The organism is Cupriavidus sp. GW821-FHT07C08, assembly GCF_059419025.1.
The window spans coordinates 243,319-264,269 of sequence record NZ_JBWKQZ010000001.1; the positions used below are offsets into that span (position 1 = coordinate 243,319).

Genomic DNA, 20,951 nt, shown 5'->3' on the forward strand with positions numbered 1-20,951 from the left:
ATGACATGTGCTTGCAGACGCCCACCCCCACGATTGGGCCCCGGACACCAGGTGCGTCCTGTTCATTCCATGCTAGTCACAACGCATAAAAACCAGAGAAGCACTCTCAACTGGTTTGGCGACCGCCCTGGCCTCTGACGTGAACTGCAAGTCCGCCCAATGCCGCCGACCGATTGACCTCAATTTCCAACTGGTGAACTGCCGCAATGCGTCGTACGATCGACCAGCCGAGCCCGCTGCCGCTCTCGCCGCTACCAGGAACCCGAAAGAACCGCTCCCCAAGTCTGCGGGAGTCGGTCTCAGCGAGACCGGGTCCGCTGTCTTCAACAAGCAACTCAACTCGCCCGGCGTGCTGCAGCACGCTCACCCTCACCCGCGCAAACGGCGGACTGTATCTCAGCGCGTTGTCGACCAGATTACGAGCCAGGGCGACCAACAACGCCTCGTTGCCGGGAAGGCTGCAGGGTTCGGTGGCTTCGAACTCTAGACTCTGATTCTTGCCTATCGCCTTCGGTGCCAGTTCGGCCACCACCTGCTGAACCAGTGTCCGCAGGTCGACTTCTGCCATGGTGGGGGTTGCGTCGGCTTCCAGCCTCGACAAGGTAAGCAACTGCTCCACCAGTCGTGTAGCGCGGTCGCAACCGTCCAACGTGCGCCGAAGCGCGTCTCTTCGCAAAGCATCGTCGGTCTCGCCCAACGCTACCTGCGCTTGCACGCGGATTGCCGCAATCGGTGTACGCAGTTCATGCGCAGCGTCTGCGGTAAAGCGACGTTCCGACTCCAACAGCGTACCAATGCGCTCGAACAGGCCGTTCAGCGCATTCACCATGGGCACCATTTCGGAGGTGATGCCTTCAACCCTTACCGGGTGCAGCGCTTGCGCAGGGCGTTCCGCAAGTGCACGCCCGAGTCGCCGCATCGGTTTGAAGCCCTGGTACACCGCCCACCAGACCGCCAGCGCCAGCAACGGCAGCGCCAGGGCCATCGGCCACAACGTACTGTGCAGCACAGCCCAGAGAATCGAAGCCCGCGAACTCGCTTGCTCGCCCACGTAGACCTGTACGTCCCGCTCTCCCCCATGCGTAGCGAAGACGCGCCACGTGAGGCCTGTAATCTGCACCGTAGCGAATCCCGTCTTGAAGCCCTTGTCTCGTTCGACCAGCGCCACCGCCGGCGCGTTAGCAGATCGAAGCGCGAGACGCCCTTCGTGAAATACCTGAAATGCGACTTTGGGAGCGTATCGGTGGAGACTGGGCGCGTCGATGCCCTCGCCGTCCCTATCTATCTCATGCATCTCATGCGTTTGCTGCACCACCAGTAACGCCGCGGCCTGAGCCAGGTGGCTATCAAGCAATTCGTCGAGTTCGTGCCGAGCGTCGAACCAGGTCATCGCCGCAGTGGCCAGCCATACAGTTGCCACCACGGCGAGGACAAGCGTGACCAGCCGGCCTTGCAGCGAAGTAGGTGGCCCATTATTCATTTTTTGGATTCGCGTGGAAGGATGTAGCCAACGCCGCGCACCGTATGGATCAAAGCAGCCCCAAGCTTTCGCCGCAGATTGTGAATGTGCACTTCGATTGCATTACTTTCCACTTCTCGCCCCCAGCTATACAAATGCTGCTCGAGCTGCTCCCGTGAAAGTACCTGGTCGGCATGTAGCATCAGCACATGCAGGAGGTCGAACTCGCGAGCGGACAGCGCGACAGACTCGCCCTCTAGCTGCACGGTTCTGGCGGCTGGATCGAGAACAACGTCTCTTATGCGCAGGCGCTCCTGTGGCTGGCCGTGTGCGCGGCGTATCAGCGCGCGCAGCCGCGCGGCCAGTTCATGCAGATCCACCGGCTTGATGACATAGTCGTCAGCGCCGATATCGAGCCCACGGATACGGTCCGGCACTGCGTCGCGCGCGGTCAGCACGAGGACAGGCACAGCGCTGCCGGCCCGCCGGACCTCAATCAGGACATCCATGCCATCTTTCAGCGGCAGACCGAGATCGAGTACTGCAGCCGCGTAGGGATGAGCGCGCAACTCGCGCTCTGCGGCTTCGCCGTCGCGCACCCAATCCACATGAAAGCCGAGCTGCCGCAGCCCGGCTCTTAGGCCTTCTCCTATCAGCGGGTCGTCTTCGGCAAGCAGGATGCGCATAGTTTAGTTTCTCATGAGATAACGCTTAATCGTTATCGCAATCGCTGCCCCTCGCCGAGGCCGCGCGGTGCTCGGAGAAGGAGAAGCCAGCGCCAGGCTGAACGCCGTTCCACTGCAGCCACCAAAATGTCAGAACCGTCACGAGCATCAGGACGGCGACGCTGCGCCAGGGCCTGCGAATGCTGTCATCCGGCCTACCGGGCTTGCGCCCCGTCACCATGGCACCTACCTGGTTTTCGCGATGCAACCAACTGGCAATCAACACGCCGGCTACGTGAACGCTGACAATCCCCAGCATGAAATTGGCTGCCGCTTCGTGAATGTCTTCGACCCAGTGGCCGGCCATATCGTTATAAGTCATCCAGCCCAAAGCGGTGACGACGAGCCCTAGCCCCAGCAGCGCTATGATGGCAAGCGCGCCGGCCGGGTTATGGCCCGCATAGTGCTCGGGCGCCCCGCGCAGCAGCCCTCGGAGATAGGCCTTCACCTGCCTGGGGCCGCGGACGAAGTTTGCGAAGCGGGCATGCCGGGAGCCAAAGAGCCCCCACAGAAGGCGAAAGACCACCAAGCCTGCCATGGTGTAGCCCAGCGTTACATGCACTACCCGCCAGCGCTCACTCTCAGCGGTAAGGTAGGCCCCGGTAAAACTGAGCACCATGAGCCAGTGGAAAACGCGGACTGGAGCGTCCCAGACGAGGATCCCGCGGATTCCCTGCCCAGCTGTGTCGGGATTAACGGCGGATGCGGACGTAGTGCTCATTGAAGTCTCCTTGATCAGCGCGCGCGTAACATGCGGTACAGTTGGCGACACTATTCACCACCGGGTGAAGCCGGATCGATGAAGGAATCTCATCGTGCTTTCGGATAAACCAGCCAGTATGGGTGGTACGGTCTTCTAGTGGCAGTACTAAGCAATCCCATCGCAGCGGCGATGGATCGAAGAAAGGCTATGGATCTTGGCGCTAGCATCATGGCAACTCCTTGATTGCCATGATGCCGCCGAATTCTTAGGGCTTTCTTAAGCCTGGCCCCTCAACAACAGCTGCGCGCTGCCCCGTCAAGGCCGCCCCACCTAGACTTGACGTTGATCAAAGCGACGAGGTGTGCCACCATCTCGCCTTCCCGATTTGGCGACCCCCACGCCCGCGCGACGGACAAAGGCAATGAGGCACAGACACTCATGCTCACAACATCGATTTGCCTTGGGCGAGAGTCTTGTCGAAAATCTGCTTCGTGACCTGTTCCTTCAGGCCGCCGCCGCTTAGCAGGCTATTGAAAAGCGATTTCAGGTGGGGCTTTTTGGGGTTCTCGACGGTACCTACCCCTCACTCAGTCCAAAAAAGCAGCTTGCAGGCCCTTCTATGAGGTCGACTCTTCCTGGAGGAAGGGTCGCGTATGGTTTTTCAACACCTGTTAGTTTAGGGCCCACTGGAGGTTCGTCATAAGGGAGCTCCGTGCGCAACGACGCCGCAGTCATTATGATGGCATCCATCAGTGGCAGAATAAGCGGACCGCCGATCGCCCGAACTCCACTGATTATGTGTCCTGCGTCTGATGCCCCCGGTTCGTCCACCCCGCCGGATACCGGCAGGGCCAATGACGTGGCGCTGACACGAAGCCAACGGCTCGGGCGAGATGTGATCGCCGGCTGCTCTATTGCCGGTCTGCTTCTGCCGGAAGCCGTTGCATACGCCGGCATCGCCAATCTGCCTGCGCAAGCTGGCCTGGTCGGCCTGCTGGTCGGGCTGGTGATATACGGCATTGTGGGCACGAGCCGCTTCGCGGTGGTGTCGGCCACCTCATCTTCCGCTGCGGTGCTGGCCGCGGCCACGCTGTCGACGAGCGGTGCCAATGCCGCGCTGCGCCTGGCGCTCGCCGCCGGGTTCGTTACGCTGGCCGGTGTCTTCCTGGTGCTGGCGGGCATGGCGCGTTTGGGCGGCATTACCGACTTCATTGCCAAGCCGGTGCTGCGCGGCTTCACGTTCGGACTAGCAGTCATTATCATTCTCAAGCAAGTTTCGAGCATCGCCGGGATCCACCCGACGCACAGCGACCTGCCGCGTTTCACGTACCAGTTCCTGCACGAATCGGCGGGTTGGAACTTCAATGCGCTCGCCGCGTGCCTGGCGGCGCTGGCCTTGTTGTTCGCGCTGGCGCGCTTGCGGCGGGTGCCGGGACCGCTGGTGGTGATCGTGCTGGGCATCACAGCAGCCTATGCCACCGATCTGTCGCACTACGGCATTGCCGAAGTGGGCACGATCGATCTCGCAAATATCACCATCGGCCTGCCCGACCTGCAGCGCGTACAGTGGTTGCGCGTTAGCGAGCTCGCCTTCGCGCTGGTGCTGATCCTGTATGCGGAGTCGTACGGCTCGATCCGCAGCTTTGCGCTCAAGTACGGTGATGTGACCTCACCCAACCGCGACCTGGTCGCACTGGGTCTGGCCAATATTGGCTCCGGTTTGCTACATGGCATGGCAGTCGGGGCAGGCTATTCCGCCACGTCTGCAAATGAAGCAGCCGGAGCACAGTCTCGCCTGGCGGGTTGGTGCGCCGCAGCAGTCATCGCGCTGATTGTTGCCGCGCTGCTGCCGCAGCTTGCACGCACGCCCGAGCCCGTGCTCGCTGCCATCGTGATACATGCCGTGAGCCATACGTTGCGTCTCGATGCATTCAGGCCCTACTGGACATGGCGCCGCGACCGGCTGCTGGTGGTTGCCGCATGTGTCGCCGTGCTCCTGCTTGGCGTGCTCGACGGACTGCTGGTGGCAATCGGGATCAGCCTGATGCTGACACTGCGTAGCTTCGCCGAACCAAGAGTCAGCGAATTGGGGCGCCTTGGCTCTAGCCACGACTACGTTGACATCGCGGCTCACCCTGAGGCCCGGACTCTGTCGGGCGTGCTGATCGTTCGACCGGAAGCGCCGATGTTCTTCGCCAATGCAGAACGCATGCTGGCCAGGGCGCGACACCTGCACGAGGCGGCTGGGCCGGGGCTCCATACGCTTGTTTTCAGCATGGAGGAGACGCCGGACATCGATGGCTCGACGATCGAGGCGCTGCATACTTTCGCGTCCGAGGTGGCCGCCAAAGGCCAGCGCCTGCTGCTGGTGCGGCTTAAGCCACCCGTGCTGGATGTCCTGACACGCGCGGCCAGCGAAACGCTGCCGCGCGAGTCGCTGCATGAACTGAGCGTGGATGAGTGCGTCCGGTCACTGGGCCAGACATGGGAACCTGCTTAGGGTGGCCTGACGCTGCCATCGGCGGCCAACGCCCAGGCCCCCCTCGAAGTCAACGGCAAGCCGCTCGCAGAGGTGTTTTGCGTGACATGCGTCCCCGACAGGGTAGCGCCGCGGGACGCCCTATGCCGTGATGACCCGCGACGTGCTGGACTACGCCTGGAAGATATCCAGATACCGCTTTGAGAGGTAGTCAGAAATCCTTGCACGCGCCTTGGGGGCTTGACCGATCACGCTCGATATCCTCGCGCTTGACCCCGGCCGCAGCGGCATCTGAACGGGAGGGCTTCAATCCGGCCCCGGGGTTCTACCGCCAACCTGTTCCGCTGGCCGGCGATAGTCACCGAAGAACCCGATTTCACTCCCACTCAATCGTCGCCGGCGGTTTCCCCGACACGTCATACACAACCCGGTTCAGGCCACGGACTTCGTTAATGATCCGGTTCGAGCAACGGCCCAGCAGCGCATACGGCAGGTGTGCCCAGTGCGCGGTCATGAAGTCGGTGGTCTGCACCGCGCGCAGCGCGACGACGTAGTCGTAGGTGCGGCCATCGCCCATCACGCCCACGGACTTGACCGGCAGGAACACGGCGAAGGCTTGGCTGGTCAGGTCGTACCAGCTCTTGCCGACCTGGTCCGGCTCGCACAGGCCCGCTGCGGCGTCGTGTTCAGTGGCGATGGTCTTGCGCAGTTCTTCGATGAAGATGGCATCGGCACGGCGCAGCAGGTCGGCGTAGTCGCGCTTGACCTCGCCCAGGATGCGCACGCCCAGGCCCGGGCCCGGGAACGGGTGGCGGTAGACCATTTCCGGCGGCAGGCCCAGGGCCACGCCCAGCTCGCGCACTTCGTCCTTGAACAGGTCGCGCAGCGGCTCCAGCAACTTCAGGCCCAGCGTTTCCGGCAGGCCGCCGACGTTGTGGTGGCTCTTGATGGTGGTGGCCTTCTTGGTCTTGGTGCCGCCCGACTCCACCACGTCCGGATAGATCGTGCCCTGCGCCAGCCACTTGGCGTTGCTCAGCTTCTTGGCCTCGGCCTGGAACACTTCGACGAACTCGCGGCCGATGATCTTGCGCTTCTGCTCGGGATCGGTCACGCCGGCCAGGTGGCCGAGGAACTGTTCGGAGGCGTCGATATGCACGACCTTGGCGTGCAGGCGGCCGGCGAACATGTCCATCACCATCTTGCCTTCGTCCAGGCGCAGCAGGCCGTGGTCGACGAACACGCAGGTGAGCTGATCGCCGATGGCGCGGTGGATCAGCGCCGCGGCCACCGACGAGTCGACGCCGCCGGACAGGCCCAGGATGACTTCTTCATCGCCGACCTGCTCGCGGATCTTGGCGACGGCTTCCGCGATATGGTCGTGCATGACCCAGTCAGGCTTGCAGCCAGCGATGCCGAGCACGAAGCGCTCCAGCATCTGGCGGCCCTTGGCGGTATGCGTGACCTCGGGGTGGAACTGCACCGCGTAGTAGCCGCGCGCCTCGTCGGCCATGCCGGCGATCGGGCAGCTGGGGGTGGAGGCCATCAGCTTGAAGCCCGGCGGCAGGCCGGCAACCTTGTCGCCGTGGCTCATCCAGACCTTGAGCATGCCATGGCCTTCCGGCGTGCGGAAATCCTCGATGTCCTTGAGCAGGTTGGTGTGGCCATGGGCGCGCACCTCGGCGTAGCCGAATTCGCGGTGGTCGCTCCACTCGACCTTGCCGCCCAGTTGCACGGCCATGGTCTGCATGCCGTAGCAGATGCCCAGCACCGGCACGCCCAGGTCCCACACGGCCTGCGGCGCGCGCAGCTGGTGGTCTTCATAGGTGCTGGCGTGGCTGCCCGACAGGATGATGGCCTTGGGGGCGAACTCGCGGACGAAGTCGTCGGAGACGTCGTTCGGGTGGATCTCGCAATAGACGTGCGCCTCGCGGACGCGGCGGGCGATCAGCTGCGTGACCTGCGAGCCGAAATCAAGAATGAGGATTTTGTCGTGCATGATGGGCCGATGGCGTGTCTTCCGGGATGGGCTCGGTCACGACTTCCGTGCCGGGGCCATAGCCCGGCGGCGGCGTGATGACCGGCTCGCGCCGGTATTCTGGGGTATTCGTTGGGCGCGCCGCGGGGGCGACGCCGGGTTCCTTGCGGACTTCCTTCTTGTTTTCCTGTTCCTGCAGTGCGCGCTCGGCCTTCAGCTGCCTTTCGCGGTTGCGCACGCGCCTGGAAGCGGGAATCTGCACCAGCGCGAAAAACGCCAGCACCACTGCCATCACCGGCAGCCAGATCTTGCCCGCGCCGACCAGCGGCAGTTCCATGAACACCATCCAGGCAATGATCAGCACTGCGCTGGCCAGGTTCACATAGCCGGCCGTGCGCGCCACTGGCACCGTCAGCTGGCCGTTGAAGGTTGCCTGCCACAGCAGCACGGCCAGGCCGACCAGTGCCACGCCCAGCAGTTGCCCGAACAGGGCCGGTTGCGGCTGCGGCAACTGCAGCGCCGCATACAGCGTGGTGAACGGGGACAGCAGCAGCAGGATGCCCAGCAGCAAATCCACCAGGGCATCAAAAAACAGCACGGCTCGCAGCAATACCTTCATTGGCGCTCCTCGTCATGGGCCTGGCCGATGGTGCGGCCGGCTGGTGTGGCCCACGTTCAGGCAACACCGGCGTGGCGAGCGGCCGGGCCGGATGGCATTCCGGTCAGGCGAAGGCGCCGCCCGCGGCATTGCGCCCTCGCCCCGACGATCTTGCGGCCACGCACCGCCGCGAGGCGACGGGCGCAGCCGCTGCGCGTCAGTCGATATGGTAGTTCGGCGCTTCCTTGGTGATCTGCACGTCGTGCACGTGCGATTCACGCATGCCGGCTGCCGTGATCTGCACGAACTGGGCGCTCTCGTGCCAGTCGGCAATCGACTTGCTGCCGCAATAGCCCATCGAGGACCGTATGCCACCGGTCAGCTGGTGGATGATCGCCATCACCGAGCCCTTGTACGGCACGCGCCCTTCAATGCCTTCAGGCACCAGCTTGTCGACATTGGCGGTGTTGTCTTCCTGGAAGTAGCGGTCTGCCGCGCCATCCTTCATCGCACCCACCGAACCCATGCCGCGGTAGCTCTTGAACGAACGGCCCTGGAACAGGAACGTTTCGCCCGGTGCTTCCTCGGTACCCGAGAACATGCCGCCCATCATCACGGTGTGGGCGCCGGCCGCCAGGGCCTTGGCCACATCGCCGGAGTAGCGCACGCCGCCGTCAGCGATCAGCGGCACGCCGGTGCCCTTGAGGGCTTCGGCAACGTTGGAAACCGCCGTGATCTGGGGCACGCCCACGCCGGCAACGATACGCGTGGTGCAGATCGAACCCGGGCCGATGCCGACCTTGACGCCGTCGGCGCCATGCTCGACCAGCGCACGCGCGGCATCGCCGGTGGCGATATTGCCGCCAACCACCTGCACCTGCGGGAAGTTCTGCTTGACCCAGCGGACGCGGTCCAGCACGCCCTGGCTATGACCGTGCGCCGTATCCACCACAATCACATCGACGCCGGCCTTGACCAGCAGTTCAACGCGCTCGTCGTTGTCCGGGCCCACGCCGACCGCGGCGCCTACGCGCAGCTGGCCGTGGTCGTCCTTGCTGGCCAGCGGATTGTCCACGGCCTTCTGGATGTCCTTCACCGTGATCAGGCCGCGCAGCTCGAAGGCCTGGTTGACCACCAGCACGCGCTCAAGGCGGTGGCGGTTCATCAGGCGCTTGGCTTCTTCCAGCGTCGCGCCTTCGGCCACGGTCACCAGCTTTTCGCGGGGCGTCATCTTGGCGCGCACCGGGGCGTCGAGTTCTTCCTCGAAGCGCAGGTCGCGGTTGGTGATGATGCCGACCACAGCCTTGCCTTCCAGCACCGGGAAGCCGGAAATGCCGTGTTGCTGCGACAGCGCGATCACATCGCGGACCTTCATGTCCGGCGAAATGGTGATCGGATCACGCAGCACGCCCGACTCATAACGCTTGACGCGCGCAACTTCGCGGGCCTGGTCGGCGGGCTTCAGGTTCTTGTGGACGATGCCGATACCGCCGGCCTGCGCCATGGAAATCGCCAGGCGGGCTTCCGTCACTGTGTCCATCGCCGCGGATACCAGCGGGATGTTCAGTTCAATGGAGCGGGTCAGGCTGGTGCGGAGGGAGACATCCCGGGGAAGGACGGCCGAATAGGCCGGTACGAGCAGCACGTCATCGAATGTGAGTGCTTTCTGGACAAGACGCATAGCAAATCCTCTAGGCGCAAAACCGAATTATACAGGAATGCGCGCTTTGCTGATGCACTGCAACGGGCTTTCCTGCAGGCTTTCCTGCAAGCGGTCTGCTATGCTCGTCGGTTTTTACTCGGGCGAACCGAAGCATGGGAATCGGCGTATTGTGCGGGCTGCTGGCAGGCGCCTTCTGGGGCATGGTCTTTATCGCCCCCAAGCTGCTGCCCGTGTTCTCGCCGTGGGAGCTGGCCATCGGCCGCTACCTGGCCTACGGGCTGGTCGCCTTCGTGGCCGCGCTGCCGCTGATGAAGCGCATCGCGTGCAAGCTGACCCGGGCGGACTGCGTGGCGCTGCTGCGCCAGGCCTTCACCGGCAACCTGCTCTACTACGTGCTGCTGGCCTTCGGCGTGCAGCTCGCCGGGGTGGGCCCCACTTCGCTGATCATCGGCATCCTGCCGATCTCGGTCACCATCATGGGCCGGCGCGACCACGGCGCCGTGCCACTGTCGCGGCTGGTGTGGCCGCTGCTGGTGGTGGCCGCCGGCATCGCCTGCATCAATATCGACCTGTTCGGCGGCGGCCAGAGCGCCCACGCGGCGGCAGCCGGTGCGGCAGTCCGGCCGGTCTGGCAGAAACTGGCCGGGGTCTGCTGCGCGGCCGGCGCGCTGGTCTGCTGGACGCTCTACGCGGTCGATAACGCACGCTACCTGCAGCGAAACCCGCACTACAGCGGCAATGAATGGTCGGCGTTGTACGGGTTGTCGACCGGCGCGGTGTCGGCGGTGCTGGCCGTGATCGGCTGGGTGCTGGCGGGCGACACGCTGACCGCGGGCGACAGCGGCCGTGACTGGCAGTGGTTCTGGATGGTCAACGCCGCGGTGGCGCTGGGCGCGTCGCTGATCGGCAACAACCTGTGGAATATTGCCAGCCGGCGCCTGCCGCTGACGCTGTCGGGCCAGATGATCGTGTTCGAGACGCTGTTCGCGCTGGCCTACGGCTTTGTCTTCGACCACCGATGGCCGCGGCCGCTGGAAATCGCCGCCATTGTGTTGCTGATGGTCGGCGTGGCCTGGTCGGTGCGCTTGCACGCCACCGACAAGTCTGCGTAGACTAGCGAACGATGGCGCGGGGGTCACACACGCCACGAACAATAGCTTTACCAGGGTCAAACCGGCGCTACGCACCTGATACCAGGCGGGCGCCAAGCCATCGCCGCGGCTGTCCTGCCGCGGCATCGCCATGCGCGCAGCCGGCGGCCCAGCACGATTCCAGCCGCACCAGTTACTTCCAAGTCACTTTAAGACGCCTCGCCATGAAACGATCGTCCGCGCTGTGCCTGCTTGCCGCCGCCACTCTCGCCGTTCCCGTCCAGGCCCTTGCCTACTGGCAATGGCGCGACGCCAACGGCCGCATGGTCTACAGCGACGTGCCGCCGTCGGCGGCGGCAGCCAAGGTGCTGCGCGCGCCGGGCCGCTTTGCCGGCGAGTTCCAGCCGGTGGAGGCCGCCAATGCCACGGCACCCGCCCCTGCTGCCCCCGCTCCGGCCAAAGCCGCGGCCAAGCCCGCGGCGGCCCCGGCGCCGACGCCCGAAGAAGCCTTCCAGAAGCGCCGCGAGGCCAGCCTGAAGGCCGCCACCGAAGAGGCCCGCAAGGAAAGCGAGGCGGCTGAGCGCGAGGCCCGCTGCGCCCAGCTGCGCAGCTACGCCAACGGCCTGCAGCAAGGCATGCGCGCCGCGGTGGCGGGTCCGGACGGCTCGCTGCAGCACCTGAACAGCGACCAGCGCCAGGCCGAGATGCTCAAGACCAACGCCAGCCTCGAGAAGAACTGCAGCTGACGTCAAAGAAAAACGGGGCGCATCGGCCCCGTTTGCATGCCTGGCAAGCTCGGCTCAACTGCTGCCGCGCAACCACTTCTGGCCTTCGCGCGTGCCGCCCGCGCGCTGCTTCTGCACCCGCTTGCGGCGCGCCTGCTTGGGATCGGCGGTCAAGGGCCGGTAAACCTCCACGCGATCGCCTTCGCGCACCACCGTCTCCGGCGTCTTGAGCTTGCCGAAGATACCCACCCGCATGGTCGACGGGTCCACCTCCGGACAGGCCTGCTGCAGCCCGGAGCCGACGATGGCCGCGGCAATCGTGGTGCCGGCAGGCACGTCGATCTCCTTCAGGAAGACGGTATCGGGCCGCGCATAGCAGACCGCGATATGCACCGTCCCTGCCCCACCGTCAGTTGGCGACATAGACCACCTCGGCTCGCTTGACGAAGGCGTCGACAAAGGTATTGGCAATCATGCTGAAGACCGGGCCGATGATTTTTTCCAGCAGCAGGCTGGAAAACTCATAGTGCAGGTGGAATTCGATCTTGCAGGCGTCTTCGCGCAGTGGCGTAAAGCGCCACGCGCCGTTGAAGGTCTTGAACGGCCCGTCGGCAAAGGTCATGTCGATGCGCGTGGGGCGTTCCTGCGTATTGCGGGTGTGGAAGAACTGCTGGATCCCTTTGAAGTGGATATGGATCTTGGCGTCGAGCATGGTATCGGTCTGCTCGAACACCTCCACGCCACCGCACCATGGAAGGAACTTGGGATAGTCCTCCACGCGCGTGACCAGGTCGTACATCTGCGCGGCGGAGTAGCCGAGCAGCACGGATTTATGGACGTCTGCCATGTAGTGGGCAATCTGGCTTCCGGCCATGCCGTGCGCAACGCGCGGCAGCATGAGCCGGTACCGGGGCTGGTTTGCTAAAATGCCAATTTTAGCCGACGCTGGCGCATGGCGGCACCTCGCCATGCGGCACTGCAGCGATCCGACCGGATTCCACTCATTGTTCCCCCACCCGCACGCATGACCATCGCAGACAACAAAAAGGCCTTTTTCGACTACTTCATCGAAGAGCGATATGAGGCCGGGATCGTGCTGGAAGGCTGGGAAGTCAAGGCGATCCGCGCCAACCGCGTGCAGATCAAGGAAGGCTACGTGGTGGTGCGCGACGCCGAAATGTTCCTGATCGGCGCCCACATCAGCCCGCTGCAAAGCGCCTCCACCCACGTCAATCCCGACCCGGTGCGCACCCGCAAGCTGCTGCTCAAGGCCGACGAGATCAAGAAGCTGATCGGCAAGGTCGAGCAGCGCGGCTACACGCTGGTCCCGCTGAACCTGCACTACACGCGCGGCCGCGTCAAATGCGAGATCGGCCTGGCCAAGGGCAAGAAGCAGTTCGACAAGCGCGAGACCGAGAAACAGCGCGACTGGCAGCGCGAGAAGGCCCGCATCATGAAGGGCGACGCCAAGGACTGAGCCCGGGCGCCGCGCTGCCGCGGCGTGTCCGTCAGCCCCTTCAGGCAGCCTTCTGCTGCCCCTTCACGATCTGCAGGGCGGACGCGATCATGCTGCTCATCTCGCCCATATTGCCCGGCACGATCAGCGTATTGCCCTGCTTGGCCAGGTTGCCGAACGCGGCCACGTATTCCTCGGCCACCTTCAAGTTGACCGCATCCATGCCACCTTCGGTGCGGATCGCATTGCCGATCTTCTGGATCGCCTGCGCATTGGCCTCGGCCACCGCCAGGATCGCGCTCGCCTCGCCCTGCGCCCTGTTGATGGCGGCCTGACGCTCGCCCTCTGACTTCTGGATCGCCGCCTCGCGCGCGCCCGTGGCAAGGTTGATCTGCTCCTGGCGCTTGCCCTCCGACGCGGCGATCAGCGCGCGCTTTTCGCGCTCGGCGGTGATCTGCGCCTGCATCGCGTGCAGGATCTCCTTGGGCGGGGTCAGGTCCTTGATCTCGTAGCGCAGCACCTTGACGCCCCAGTTGGCGGCAGCCTCATCCAGCGCGTTGACCACGCTGTGGTTGATGAACTCGCGCTCTTCGAAGGTCTTGTCGAGCTCCAGCTTGCCGATCACCGAGCGCAGCGTGGTCTGCGACAGCTGCGTGATCGCCACCACGAAATTGCTCGATCCATACGATGCCTTCATCGGGTCCGTAACCTGGAAGTACAGCACGCCATCGACCTGCAGCTGGGTGTTGTCCCTGGTGATGCAGACCTGGCTGGGCACGTCGAGCGGGATTTCCTTGAGCACGTGCTTGTAGGCGACGCGGTCGACGAACGGCACCACGATCGACAGCCCCGGTGTCAGCGTCGCATGGTAGCGGCCGAGGCGCTCGAGCACCCAGGCATGCTGCTGCGGCACGATCTTGATGCCCTTGGCAATCAGCACGATGACGGCAATAAGGATGATCAGCGGCAACAAACCAAGCTGAAATGCGAGCATGTAACGACCCTCCAGACAGAAGACAGCAGTACGGAGCCGCCAGGCGGCGGCAGGCGGATCGCAGCGCAGCAATTGCCGCGCCACGCAATAAGACAGGATTTCAGCGGGGAGACACGACCAGGGTGCTGCCGCGCACTGCGACGATGCGGTAGCGGCCTGGCGCGGCGGCGCAATCGGGCGCCAATTCCACAGTCCAGTCAGCGCCGCGGTAAGGCACGCGGGCGCGCCCGTTGGCATCCCAGCCGGGCACGTCGAGCTCCTGGCCGATATCGAGATTGACGTCGGGATCGGCAGCGGCGTTGCCGCGCCGCAGCTTGCCAAAGCGGGTACGGCGCAGCGCGGCGATCAGCACCGCCGCGACCAGCGCTGCCACCAGCGTCTGCGTGGCCGGCGACAACCCTAGCAGGGCCCCCACGCCGCCCGCGGCCAGCCCCACCGCCACCATCAGCAGGTAAAAGGTGCCGGTGTTCAGCTCGATGATCACCAGCGCGACCGCTGCCACGAACCAGATGTAGTACGCCATCCAAGCCCCCGTTCGTCCAGAGACATCCCGAAAAGTAAAAACCCCGCAGCGCCTTTCAGCGTCTGCGGGGCAGTAGCAACACCTGACGCAGGGCCGGTGCCTGCCGGCTGCCAGAAGGCGCCGGCAATATCGTTATTGTGACGTCAAATGCTTCAGGAAGCCAGCTTTTGCCAGGTCTCGACCACCGAGTCCGGATTCAGCGAGATCGACTTGATGCCTTCCTTGGCCAGCCACTCGGCAAAGTCCGGATGGTCCGAAGGACCCTGGCCGCAGATGCCGACGTACTTGTTCAGGCGGATGCACGCCTCGATGGCGCGCGACAGCATGAACCGCACTGCCGGATCGCGTTCGTCGAAGTCCTTGGCCAGCAGTTCCATGCCGGAGTCGCGGTCCAGGCCCAGCGTCAGCTGCGTCAGGTCGTTCGAACCGATCGAGAAGCCGTCGAAGTACTGCAGGAACTCTTCGGCCAGGATCGCGTTGGACGGCACTTCGCACATCATGATGATGCGCAGGCCGTTCTCGCCGCGCTTCAGGCCGTGCTTGGCCAGCAGCTCGATGACCTTCTCTGCCTGGCCGAGCGTACGCACGAACGGCACCATGATCTCGACGTTGGTCAGGCCCATTTCGTCGCGCACGCGCTTCATGGCCTTGCATTCCATCTCGAACGCTTCGGCGAAGTCGTCGGCGATGTAGCGCGAGGCGCCGCGGAAGCCCAGCATCGGGTTTTCCTCGTCCGGCTCGTAGCGCGAACCGCCGATCAGCTTCTTGTACTCGTTGGACTTGAAGTCCGACAGGCGCACGATCACGGGCTTCGGGTAGAAGGCCGCGCCGATGGTGGCGATGCCCTCGGCCAGCTTGTCGACGTAGAACGCGCGCGGGCTGGCGTGGCCGCGGGCCACGCTTTCCACGGCCTTCTTCAGGTCGGCATCGACTTGCGGGTAGTCGAGGATGGCCTTCGGGTGGACGCCGATGTTGTTGTTGATGATGAATTCCAGGCGGGCCAGGCCGACGCCGCAGTTCGGGATCTGCGCGAAGTCGAATGCCAGCTGCGGGTTGCCCACGTTCATCATCAGCTTGACGTCGATTTCCGGCATGTCGCCACGCTGGACTTCGGTCACTTCGGTTTCCAGCAGGCCGTCGTAGATGCGGCCTTCGTCGCCTTCGGCGCACGACACGGTCACCAGCGTGCCGTCCTTCAGCACGTCGGTGGCGTCGCCGCAGCCGACCACGGCCGGCACGCCCAGTTCACGCGCGATGATGGCCGCGTGGCAGGTACGGCCGCCACGGTTGGTGACGATGGCCGAGGCACGCTTCATCACCGGCTCCCAGTTCGGGTCGGTCATGTCGGCCACCAGCACGTCGCCGGGCTGCACGCGTTCCATCTCGGACGGGTCGTTGATGACGCGCACCGGGCCGGTGCCGATCTTCTGGCCGATGGCGCGGCCGCTGGTCAGCACGGGCGCGGTGCCCTTGAGCTTGAAGCGCAGCTCGGCCTTGCCGGCGGACTGGCTCTTCACCGTTTCCGGGCGGGCCTGCAGGATGTAGATCTTGCCGTCCTTGCCGTCCTTGCCCCACTCGATGTCCATCGGGCGGCCATAGTGCTTCTCGATGATCATCGCGTACCTGGCCAGCTCGGTCACGTCGTCGTCGGTGATCGAGTAGCGGTTGCGCAGTTCGGTGGGCACGTCGACGGTCTTGACGCGGCCGGTTTCGCCCGGCTTGGTGAATTCCATCTTGATCAGCTTGGAGCCGATCGAACGCCGGATGATCGGGTACTGGCCGGCTTGCAGCGTCGGCTTGAAGACGTAGAACTCGTCCGGGTTGACCGCGCCCTGCACCACCGTTTCACCCAGGCCGTAGCTGGAGGTGATGAAGACCACGTCGGGGAAGCCGGATTCGGTGTCGATGGTGAACATCACGCCCGAAGAGGCCAGGTCCGAACGCACCATGCGCTGGATGCCGGCCGACAGCGCCACCACGTCATGGGCAAAGCCCTTGTGCACGCGGTAGGAAATGGCACGGTCGTTGTACAGCGAGGCGAACACGTGCTTGATCTTGTCGAGCACGTCGTCGATGCCGCTGACGTTCAGGTAGGACTCTTGCTGGCCGGCGAACGAGGCGTCGGGCAGGTCTTCGGCGGTGGCCGAAGAACGCACCGCGAACGAAGCCTCGGCGCCTTCGCGCTCGGCCACGCGGGCGTAGGATTCACGGATTTCCTGTTCCAGGCGCGGCTGGAACGGCGCAGATGCGACCCACTCGCGGATCTCGGCACCGGCCTCGGCCAGGGCCTTGACGTCGTCGACGTTCAGGGTCTTCAGGCGCTGGGAAATGCGCTCGGTCAGGTTGTTGTGGGCAAGGAAGTCGCGGAAGGCGAGCGCGGTGGTGGCAAAGCCGCCGGGAACCCGGACGCCGGCTTCCGCCAGCTGGGAGATCATCTCGCCCAGCGACGAATTCTTGCCGCCGACGATTTCCACGTCAGCCATGCGCAACTGCTCGAACGGCAGCACATAGGCGCCGTTATCTGCCTGGTTAGTCATGAGAGCCTCAAAACAAAGTAGAAAACTTGTCGCGCAGGCCCGGTATGTTGTTGGCGTTCTGTTCCCGGACCAATGATCGCTTGGCTAAGCAACCCCGAACTGGCGCTGCGGACCTGACGCTACGGCTCTCATCGCGTAGCGCACATTGTCGACAATTCCGAGGCTGTTTGTTGCACGCGCGTGCACCCCGCAGAATTGCTTAGCGAAAAGATCGCCGCTATTCTACCGTGCTGCGCCGCACTTTTCTGCGGAAGATTGAATCTATTTATTAACGCGCCATCCCCATGTGCGCCATCCCCATGTCCCTGCCAGAAGCGCCCGGAACGGCGACACCCGGGTCCCAGCCTGGAACGCAGCCTGAATCCCCCTCCGCCCCCACACCCCAGGCCAGCGAGCGCCCTGCGGTCCGAACCGTGTTCATCGTCTCGGATGGCACCGGCATCACGGCGGAGACGTTCAGCCACTCGATCCTGGCCCAGTTCGAGATGCGCTTCCGCAAGGTGCGCATGCCCTTCGTCGATACCCCGGAAAAGGCACATATCGCCGTCGGCAAGATCAATGAGGCATTCCACAACGAAGGCGTGCCGCCCATTGTCTTCACCACGCTGGTCAACCAGGAAGCGAACAAGGCACTGCGCCGCGCCAAGGCGATGATCCTGGACATGTTCCAGACTTTCATTGAGCCGCTTGAGAAGGAACTGGGCCTGAAGTCCACCCATGCAATCGGCCGCTTCCACCAGAACGCCGACACCGAGGCTTACAAAAACCGGATCGAGGCAATCAACTTCTCGCTGGCCCATGATGACGGTCAGTCACACAAGAACCTGGAAGAAGCCGATGTGATCCTGGTGGGCGTGTCGCGCAGCGGCAAGACCCCGACCAGCCTCTACCTGGCCATGCAATACGGGCTGAAGGCGGCCAATTACCCGCTGATCCCAGACGATTTCGAGCGCGGCCGGCTGCCGTCGGCCTTGTATGCGTTCAAGCCGAAGATCTTCGGCCTGTCGATCGATCCGCAGCGCCTGACCGAGATCCGCAACGAGCGCCGTCCCGGCAGCAAGTATGCGGCGCTGGAAAACTGCCGCTATGAAGTCAATGAGGCCGAGGCGATGATGCGGCGCGAAGGGATCAAATGGCTCTCTTCCACGCACAAATCGATTGAAGAGATCGCGACCACGATCCTGCAGGAGATCAAGGTCGATCGCGACAACTACTAAGCAAAAAGCGGCCGCTCAGGCCGCTTTCTCCTTGTGCTGCCTACGCAGCCTCAGGCGGCGCGCCGCTGGCGCACTGCCTCGAACAGGCAGATCGCGGTCGCCGCCGCCACATTCAGCGATTCCAGCCCGCCCGGTTGCGGGATGCCCACCTTGCGCGTGACGTGTGCCATCCAGCCGTCGCTGACCCCTGCCCCCTCATTGCCGACCACCCAGGCCACCGGCCCGCGCAGATCGGTGTCGAATACCGCGGCATCGGCATGCGATGAAGTCGCCAGCAGCGGCACCGCGAGGCGCGGCGCCAGCGACTCAAGCGTGCAGTGCTCGACGATATTCAGGTGAAAGTTGGCACCCATGCCGGCACGCAGCGTCTTGACCGACCAGGCAAAGGCACAGCCGGTGGCAAGGAAGGCATGCTCGATGCCGGCGGCGGCGGCACTGCGCAGGATCGACCCGACATTGCCGGCATCCTGCACCCCGTCCAGGATGATGCAGTCTTGTTCGATGCGCGCCGGCAGGTGCCCGACCGGCGTCTCGATCACCAGCATCAGGTCGATGCCATTGACTACGCCGCTGATCTGCGTGAACAGTGCATCGGCCAGCACCACCACGCGCTCGGCCTCGATCAGCGCCAGCACCGGCGCCACCTCGGCGTGGTCGTAGTGCCGTTCCGACACCACGCAGGTGACGGGCTGGCCGCGCGCGGCCACATAGGCCTGCGCCAGGTGCACGCCGTCGAGCAGCGACTGCCCTGCTTTGCGGCGCTGGTGCGTGGAAGTGGCCAGGGCCTTCAGATGCTTGAATAGCGCGTTGTCGCGCGAGGTGACGTGCTTCACGATGCGGGAATTGTCGGGATGCGCCGGTTGCGCCTCAGGGCGCGATCGTGACCGATACCGGGGCGCTGGCCCCGGTGACTTCGATGACTTCGGTAACTTCGGCCACCGCGGTGAACATGGGCCGCTGCTCCAGCGCCTCGCGCACGGGCGCAAATGTACGGCGGTGGTGCGGCGTGGCGCCGAACTCAGCCAGCGCAGCCAGATGCTGCGGCGTGCCATAGCCGACGTGCGAATCGAAGCCGTACTGCGGATAGCGCTCGTGCAGCACCCTCAGCTCGCGGTCGCGCGCCACCTTGGCCAGGATCGACGCCGCCGAGATCGCCTTGACCAGCGCATCGCCCTGGACAATGGCTTCGACCGGGAACGGCACCTGCGGGCAACGATTGCCATCCACCTGCACCAGGTCCGGCACGATGCCACTGGCGGCCAGCCCCTGCACGGCACGCTGCATTGCCAGCATGCTGGCGTGCAGGATGTTGAGCGTATCGATCTCCTCGACCGTGGCGAAGGCGATATGCCAGCCCAGCGCGCGTTCGCAGATCTTTTCGTAGAGCTGCTCGCGCTTGGCGGCAGTCAGGATCTTGGAGTCGGCCAACCCGCGAATCGGACGCTTCGGGTCCAGTATCACCGCGGCGGCATAGACCGGCCCGGCCAGCGGGCCGCGGCCCGCCTCGTCAACGCCGCACAGGCGCTGCACGGCGGCAGCGGCCGGGGCGAGATCGAGGCCCATCTGGGGAGAAGCGGCGTTGCGGCGCGCCATCAGACGGTCCCCCGGCTGTGCATCAGGTCCACCACCACATCGGCGGCCAGTTGCGCGGTATTGCACTTAAGCGTCTCGTGCATGCGGGTGAAATGCTCGTAGAGGAAGGCGGTGTTGCCCTCGTCGTTGAGCTGCAGCAGCGTTTCGCGGGCCAGCGCCTCGGGCGTGGCATCGTCCTGCAGCAGTTCCGGCACGACGAAGCGCCCTGAAAGGATATTAGGCAATCCCACGTACGGCAGGTAACCCTGCCGCTTCATGATCTGCGCGGTCAGCCAGGGCACCTTGTACGAGATCACCATGGGCTTCTTGTACAGCGCCGCCTCCAGCGTGGCGGTGCCGCTGGCCAGCAGCACCACGTCGGCTGCTTCCATCGCCTGGTGCGACTTGCCGTCGACGATGGTCAGGCGCAGTTCGGGATACTGCGCGTGCAGTGCTTCGATAATGGCGCGCAGCGGCGCACTCGCCGCCGGCAGCACGAACGCCAGGTTCGGGTCCATGCGCTGCATTTGCGCCATCGCCGCAAAGAAGGTGGCGCCAAGGTTGCGCACCTCGGACTGGCGGCTGCCCGGCAGCACCGCTACCACCCGGTGCCCGGCGGGCAGGCCGAGCTCGGCGCGCGCACCGGCGACGTCAGGCACCATCGGGATCACATCGGCCAGCGGATGGCCCACGTAGGTGGCGGGAATGCCGGCCTTGGCGTAGATCTCGGGCTCGAACGGGAACAGGCACAGGATGTGGTCCACCGCACGCGCGATGGTGCGGATGCGCCCGCCGCGCCAGGCCCAGATCGACGGGCTGACAAAATGCACCACCGGGATGCCGGCACGGCGCAGCGGCACTTCCAGCCCGAAATTGAAGTCCGGGGCGTCAACCCCGATAAAGCACTGCGGCGGATTGGCCAGCAGCCAGTCGCGCACCGCGCGCCGCGTGGCCAGGATCTCGCGCAGCGAGCCCAGGACCTCGACATAGCCATTGACCGACAGTGTCTCCATCGGCCAGCGCGAGGTGAAGCCCTGCGCCATCATGCGCTTGCCGCCGATGCCGGCGTACTCCACCGTATCGCCCAGGCGGGACTGCAGCCCGCCCATCATCAACGATGCCAGCAGGTCGCCTGAGGCCTCGCCGGCCACCATGGCGATGGTGCCGCGCTTGTCCGCGGCACTACCGTTGCCCGTGGGCAAGCCACCCCGAATTGCGGCGTCGACCATTGCGG

The 20,951-nt window shown here is 64.6% G+C and carries 20 protein-coding genes and 1 pseudogene; 5 read left to right on the top strand and 16 right to left on the bottom strand.

The features are described 5' to 3' along the window. Positions 1 to 106: 106 nt before the first annotated feature. The 5 genes and pseudogenes from AC07UK_RS01205 to AC07UK_RS01225 all read right to left on the bottom strand — a co-directional run. Entirely contained in the window at positions 107 to 1,480 is a 1,374-nt protein-coding gene (locus tag AC07UK_RS01205) for an ATP-binding protein (protein ID WP_436221866.1), read from the bottom strand. Then, complete coding sequence (locus tag AC07UK_RS01210; RefSeq protein WP_436221867.1) at positions 1,477 to 2,145, bottom strand: winged helix-turn-helix domain-containing protein; 669 nt, start codon at positions 2,143 to 2,145, stop codon at positions 1,477 to 1,479. Before AC07UK_RS01210 ends, AC07UK_RS01205 begins: the two co-directional genes overlap by 4 nt. 25 nt (positions 2,146 to 2,170) lie before the next feature. Beyond that, positions 2,171 to 2,905, bottom strand: coding sequence for a cytochrome b/b6 domain-containing protein (locus AC07UK_RS01215; protein WP_436221868.1), 735 nt, complete (start codon positions 2,903 to 2,905; stop codon positions 2,171 to 2,173). Beyond that, positions 2,877 to 3,071, bottom strand: a complete 195-nt coding sequence (locus AC07UK_RS01220) for a hypothetical protein (RefSeq protein WP_436223083.1) — start codon at positions 3,069 to 3,071, stop codon at positions 2,877 to 2,879. Before AC07UK_RS01220 ends, AC07UK_RS01215 begins: the two co-directional genes overlap by 29 nt. A 258-nt stretch (positions 3,072 to 3,329) precedes the next feature. Further along, positions 3,330 to 3,410 (bottom strand): annotated as a pseudogene (locus AC07UK_RS01225) (DUF2501 domain-containing protein); the annotation flags it as partial. Positions 3,411 to 3,683: 273 nt separating this feature from the next. Between AC07UK_RS01225 and AC07UK_RS01230 the strand changes: the two are divergent. After that, the gene (locus AC07UK_RS01230; RefSeq protein WP_436223084.1) at positions 3,684 to 5,387 is read left to right on the top strand and encodes a SulP family inorganic anion transporter; all 1,704 of its coding nucleotides are present in this window, start codon (positions 3,684 to 3,686) and stop codon (positions 5,385 to 5,387) included. Between the two features lie 355 nt (positions 5,388 to 5,742). Here AC07UK_RS01230 and guaA read toward each other — a convergent pair whose 3' ends face one another. The 3 genes from guaA to guaB form a co-directional block, all read right to left on the bottom strand. Continuing rightward, entirely contained in the window at positions 5,743 to 7,362 is a 1,620-nt protein-coding gene (gene guaA / locus AC07UK_RS01235; RefSeq protein ID WP_436221869.1) for a glutamine-hydrolyzing GMP synthase, read from the bottom strand. Beyond that, positions 7,337 to 7,960 carry a hypothetical protein gene (locus tag AC07UK_RS01240; protein ID WP_436221870.1) on the bottom strand — a complete coding sequence of 208 codons (624 nt, stop codon included), beginning with the start codon at positions 7,958 to 7,960 and terminating at the stop codon, positions 7,337 to 7,339. Before AC07UK_RS01240 ends, guaA begins: the two co-directional genes overlap by 26 nt. A 196-nt stretch (positions 7,961 to 8,156) precedes the next feature. Then, the gene (gene guaB, locus AC07UK_RS01245; RefSeq protein ID WP_114135654.1) at positions 8,157 to 9,620 is read right to left on the bottom strand and encodes an IMP dehydrogenase; all 1,464 of its coding nucleotides are present in this window, start codon (positions 9,618 to 9,620) and stop codon (positions 8,157 to 8,159) included. Positions 9,621 to 9,754: 134 nt separating this feature from the next. Between guaB and AC07UK_RS01250 the strand changes: the two genes are divergently transcribed. Then, positions 9,755 to 10,714, top strand: a complete 960-nt coding sequence (locus AC07UK_RS01250; protein ID WP_494685397.1) for a DMT family transporter — start codon at positions 9,755 to 9,757, stop codon at positions 10,712 to 10,714. Positions 10,715 to 10,917: 203 nt separating this feature from the next. Beyond that, positions 10,918 to 11,439: a DUF4124 domain-containing protein gene (locus tag AC07UK_RS01255; protein ID WP_436221872.1), complete on the top strand. Its 522-nt coding sequence runs from the start codon at positions 10,918 to 10,920 to the stop codon at positions 11,437 to 11,439. A 54-nt stretch (positions 11,440 to 11,493) separates the two neighbouring features. Here AC07UK_RS01255 and AC07UK_RS01260 read toward each other — a convergent pair whose 3' ends face one another. Further along, a complete protein-coding gene (locus AC07UK_RS01260; protein WP_436221873.1) occupies positions 11,494 to 11,841 on the bottom strand; it encodes an RnfH family protein in 348 nt (115 codons plus the stop codon). Then, a complete protein-coding gene (locus AC07UK_RS01265; protein ID WP_010809580.1) occupies positions 11,828 to 12,265 on the bottom strand; it encodes a type II toxin-antitoxin system RatA family toxin in 438 nt (145 codons plus the stop codon). Before AC07UK_RS01265 ends, AC07UK_RS01260 begins: the two co-directional genes overlap by 14 nt. A gap of 177 nt (positions 12,266 to 12,442) precedes the next feature. On the opposite strand from AC07UK_RS01265, the gene smpB reads away from it, so the two are divergent. After that, positions 12,443 to 12,895 carry an SsrA-binding protein SmpB gene (gene smpB / locus AC07UK_RS01270; protein WP_013956942.1) on the top strand — a complete coding sequence of 151 codons (453 nt, stop codon included), beginning with the start codon at positions 12,443 to 12,445 and terminating at the stop codon, positions 12,893 to 12,895. A 40-nt stretch (positions 12,896 to 12,935) separates the two neighbouring features. On the opposite strand, the gene AC07UK_RS01275 is transcribed toward smpB, so the two are convergent. From AC07UK_RS01275 to ppsA, 3 genes are all read right to left on the bottom strand, one after another. After that, positions 12,936 to 13,868, bottom strand: coding sequence for an SPFH domain-containing protein (locus AC07UK_RS01275; RefSeq protein WP_018309910.1), 933 nt, complete (start codon positions 13,866 to 13,868; stop codon positions 12,936 to 12,938). Positions 13,869 to 13,968: 100 nt separating this feature from the next. Further along, positions 13,969 to 14,391, bottom strand: coding sequence for an NfeD family protein (locus AC07UK_RS01280; protein ID WP_436221874.1), 423 nt, complete (start codon positions 14,389 to 14,391; stop codon positions 13,969 to 13,971). Between the two features lie 152 nt (positions 14,392 to 14,543). Then, entirely contained in the window at positions 14,544 to 16,928 is a 2,385-nt protein-coding gene (ppsA, locus tag AC07UK_RS01285) for a phosphoenolpyruvate synthase (protein ID WP_436221875.1), read from the bottom strand. 413 nt (positions 16,929 to 17,341) lie between these two features. Here ppsA and ppsR point away from each other — a divergent pair, with 413 nt between their 5' ends. Then, positions 17,342 to 18,145, top strand: a complete 804-nt coding sequence (gene ppsR, locus AC07UK_RS01290) for a posphoenolpyruvate synthetase regulatory kinase/phosphorylase PpsR (protein ID WP_010809585.1) — start codon at positions 17,342 to 17,344, stop codon at positions 18,143 to 18,145. Positions 18,146 to 18,195: 50 nt separating this feature from the next. On the opposite strand, the gene AC07UK_RS01295 is transcribed toward ppsR, so the two are convergent. From AC07UK_RS01295 to lpxB, 3 genes are read right to left on the bottom strand one after another with little or no spacing between them, the layout of a single operon-like run. After that, the gene (locus AC07UK_RS01295; protein WP_436221876.1) at positions 18,196 to 18,978 is read right to left on the bottom strand and encodes a TrmH family RNA methyltransferase; all 783 of its coding nucleotides are present in this window, start codon (positions 18,976 to 18,978) and stop codon (positions 18,196 to 18,198) included. A 34-nt stretch (positions 18,979 to 19,012) separates the two neighbouring features. Beyond that, positions 19,013 to 19,708, bottom strand: a complete 696-nt coding sequence (gene rnhB, locus AC07UK_RS01300; RefSeq protein ID WP_436223085.1) for a ribonuclease HII — start codon at positions 19,706 to 19,708, stop codon at positions 19,013 to 19,015. Between the two features lie 29 nt (positions 19,709 to 19,737). Continuing rightward, positions 19,738 to 20,946, bottom strand: a complete 1,209-nt coding sequence (gene lpxB / locus AC07UK_RS01305; protein WP_479946647.1) for a lipid-A-disaccharide synthase — start codon at positions 20,944 to 20,946, stop codon at positions 19,738 to 19,740. Positions 20,947 to 20,951 lie beyond the last annotated feature (5 nt).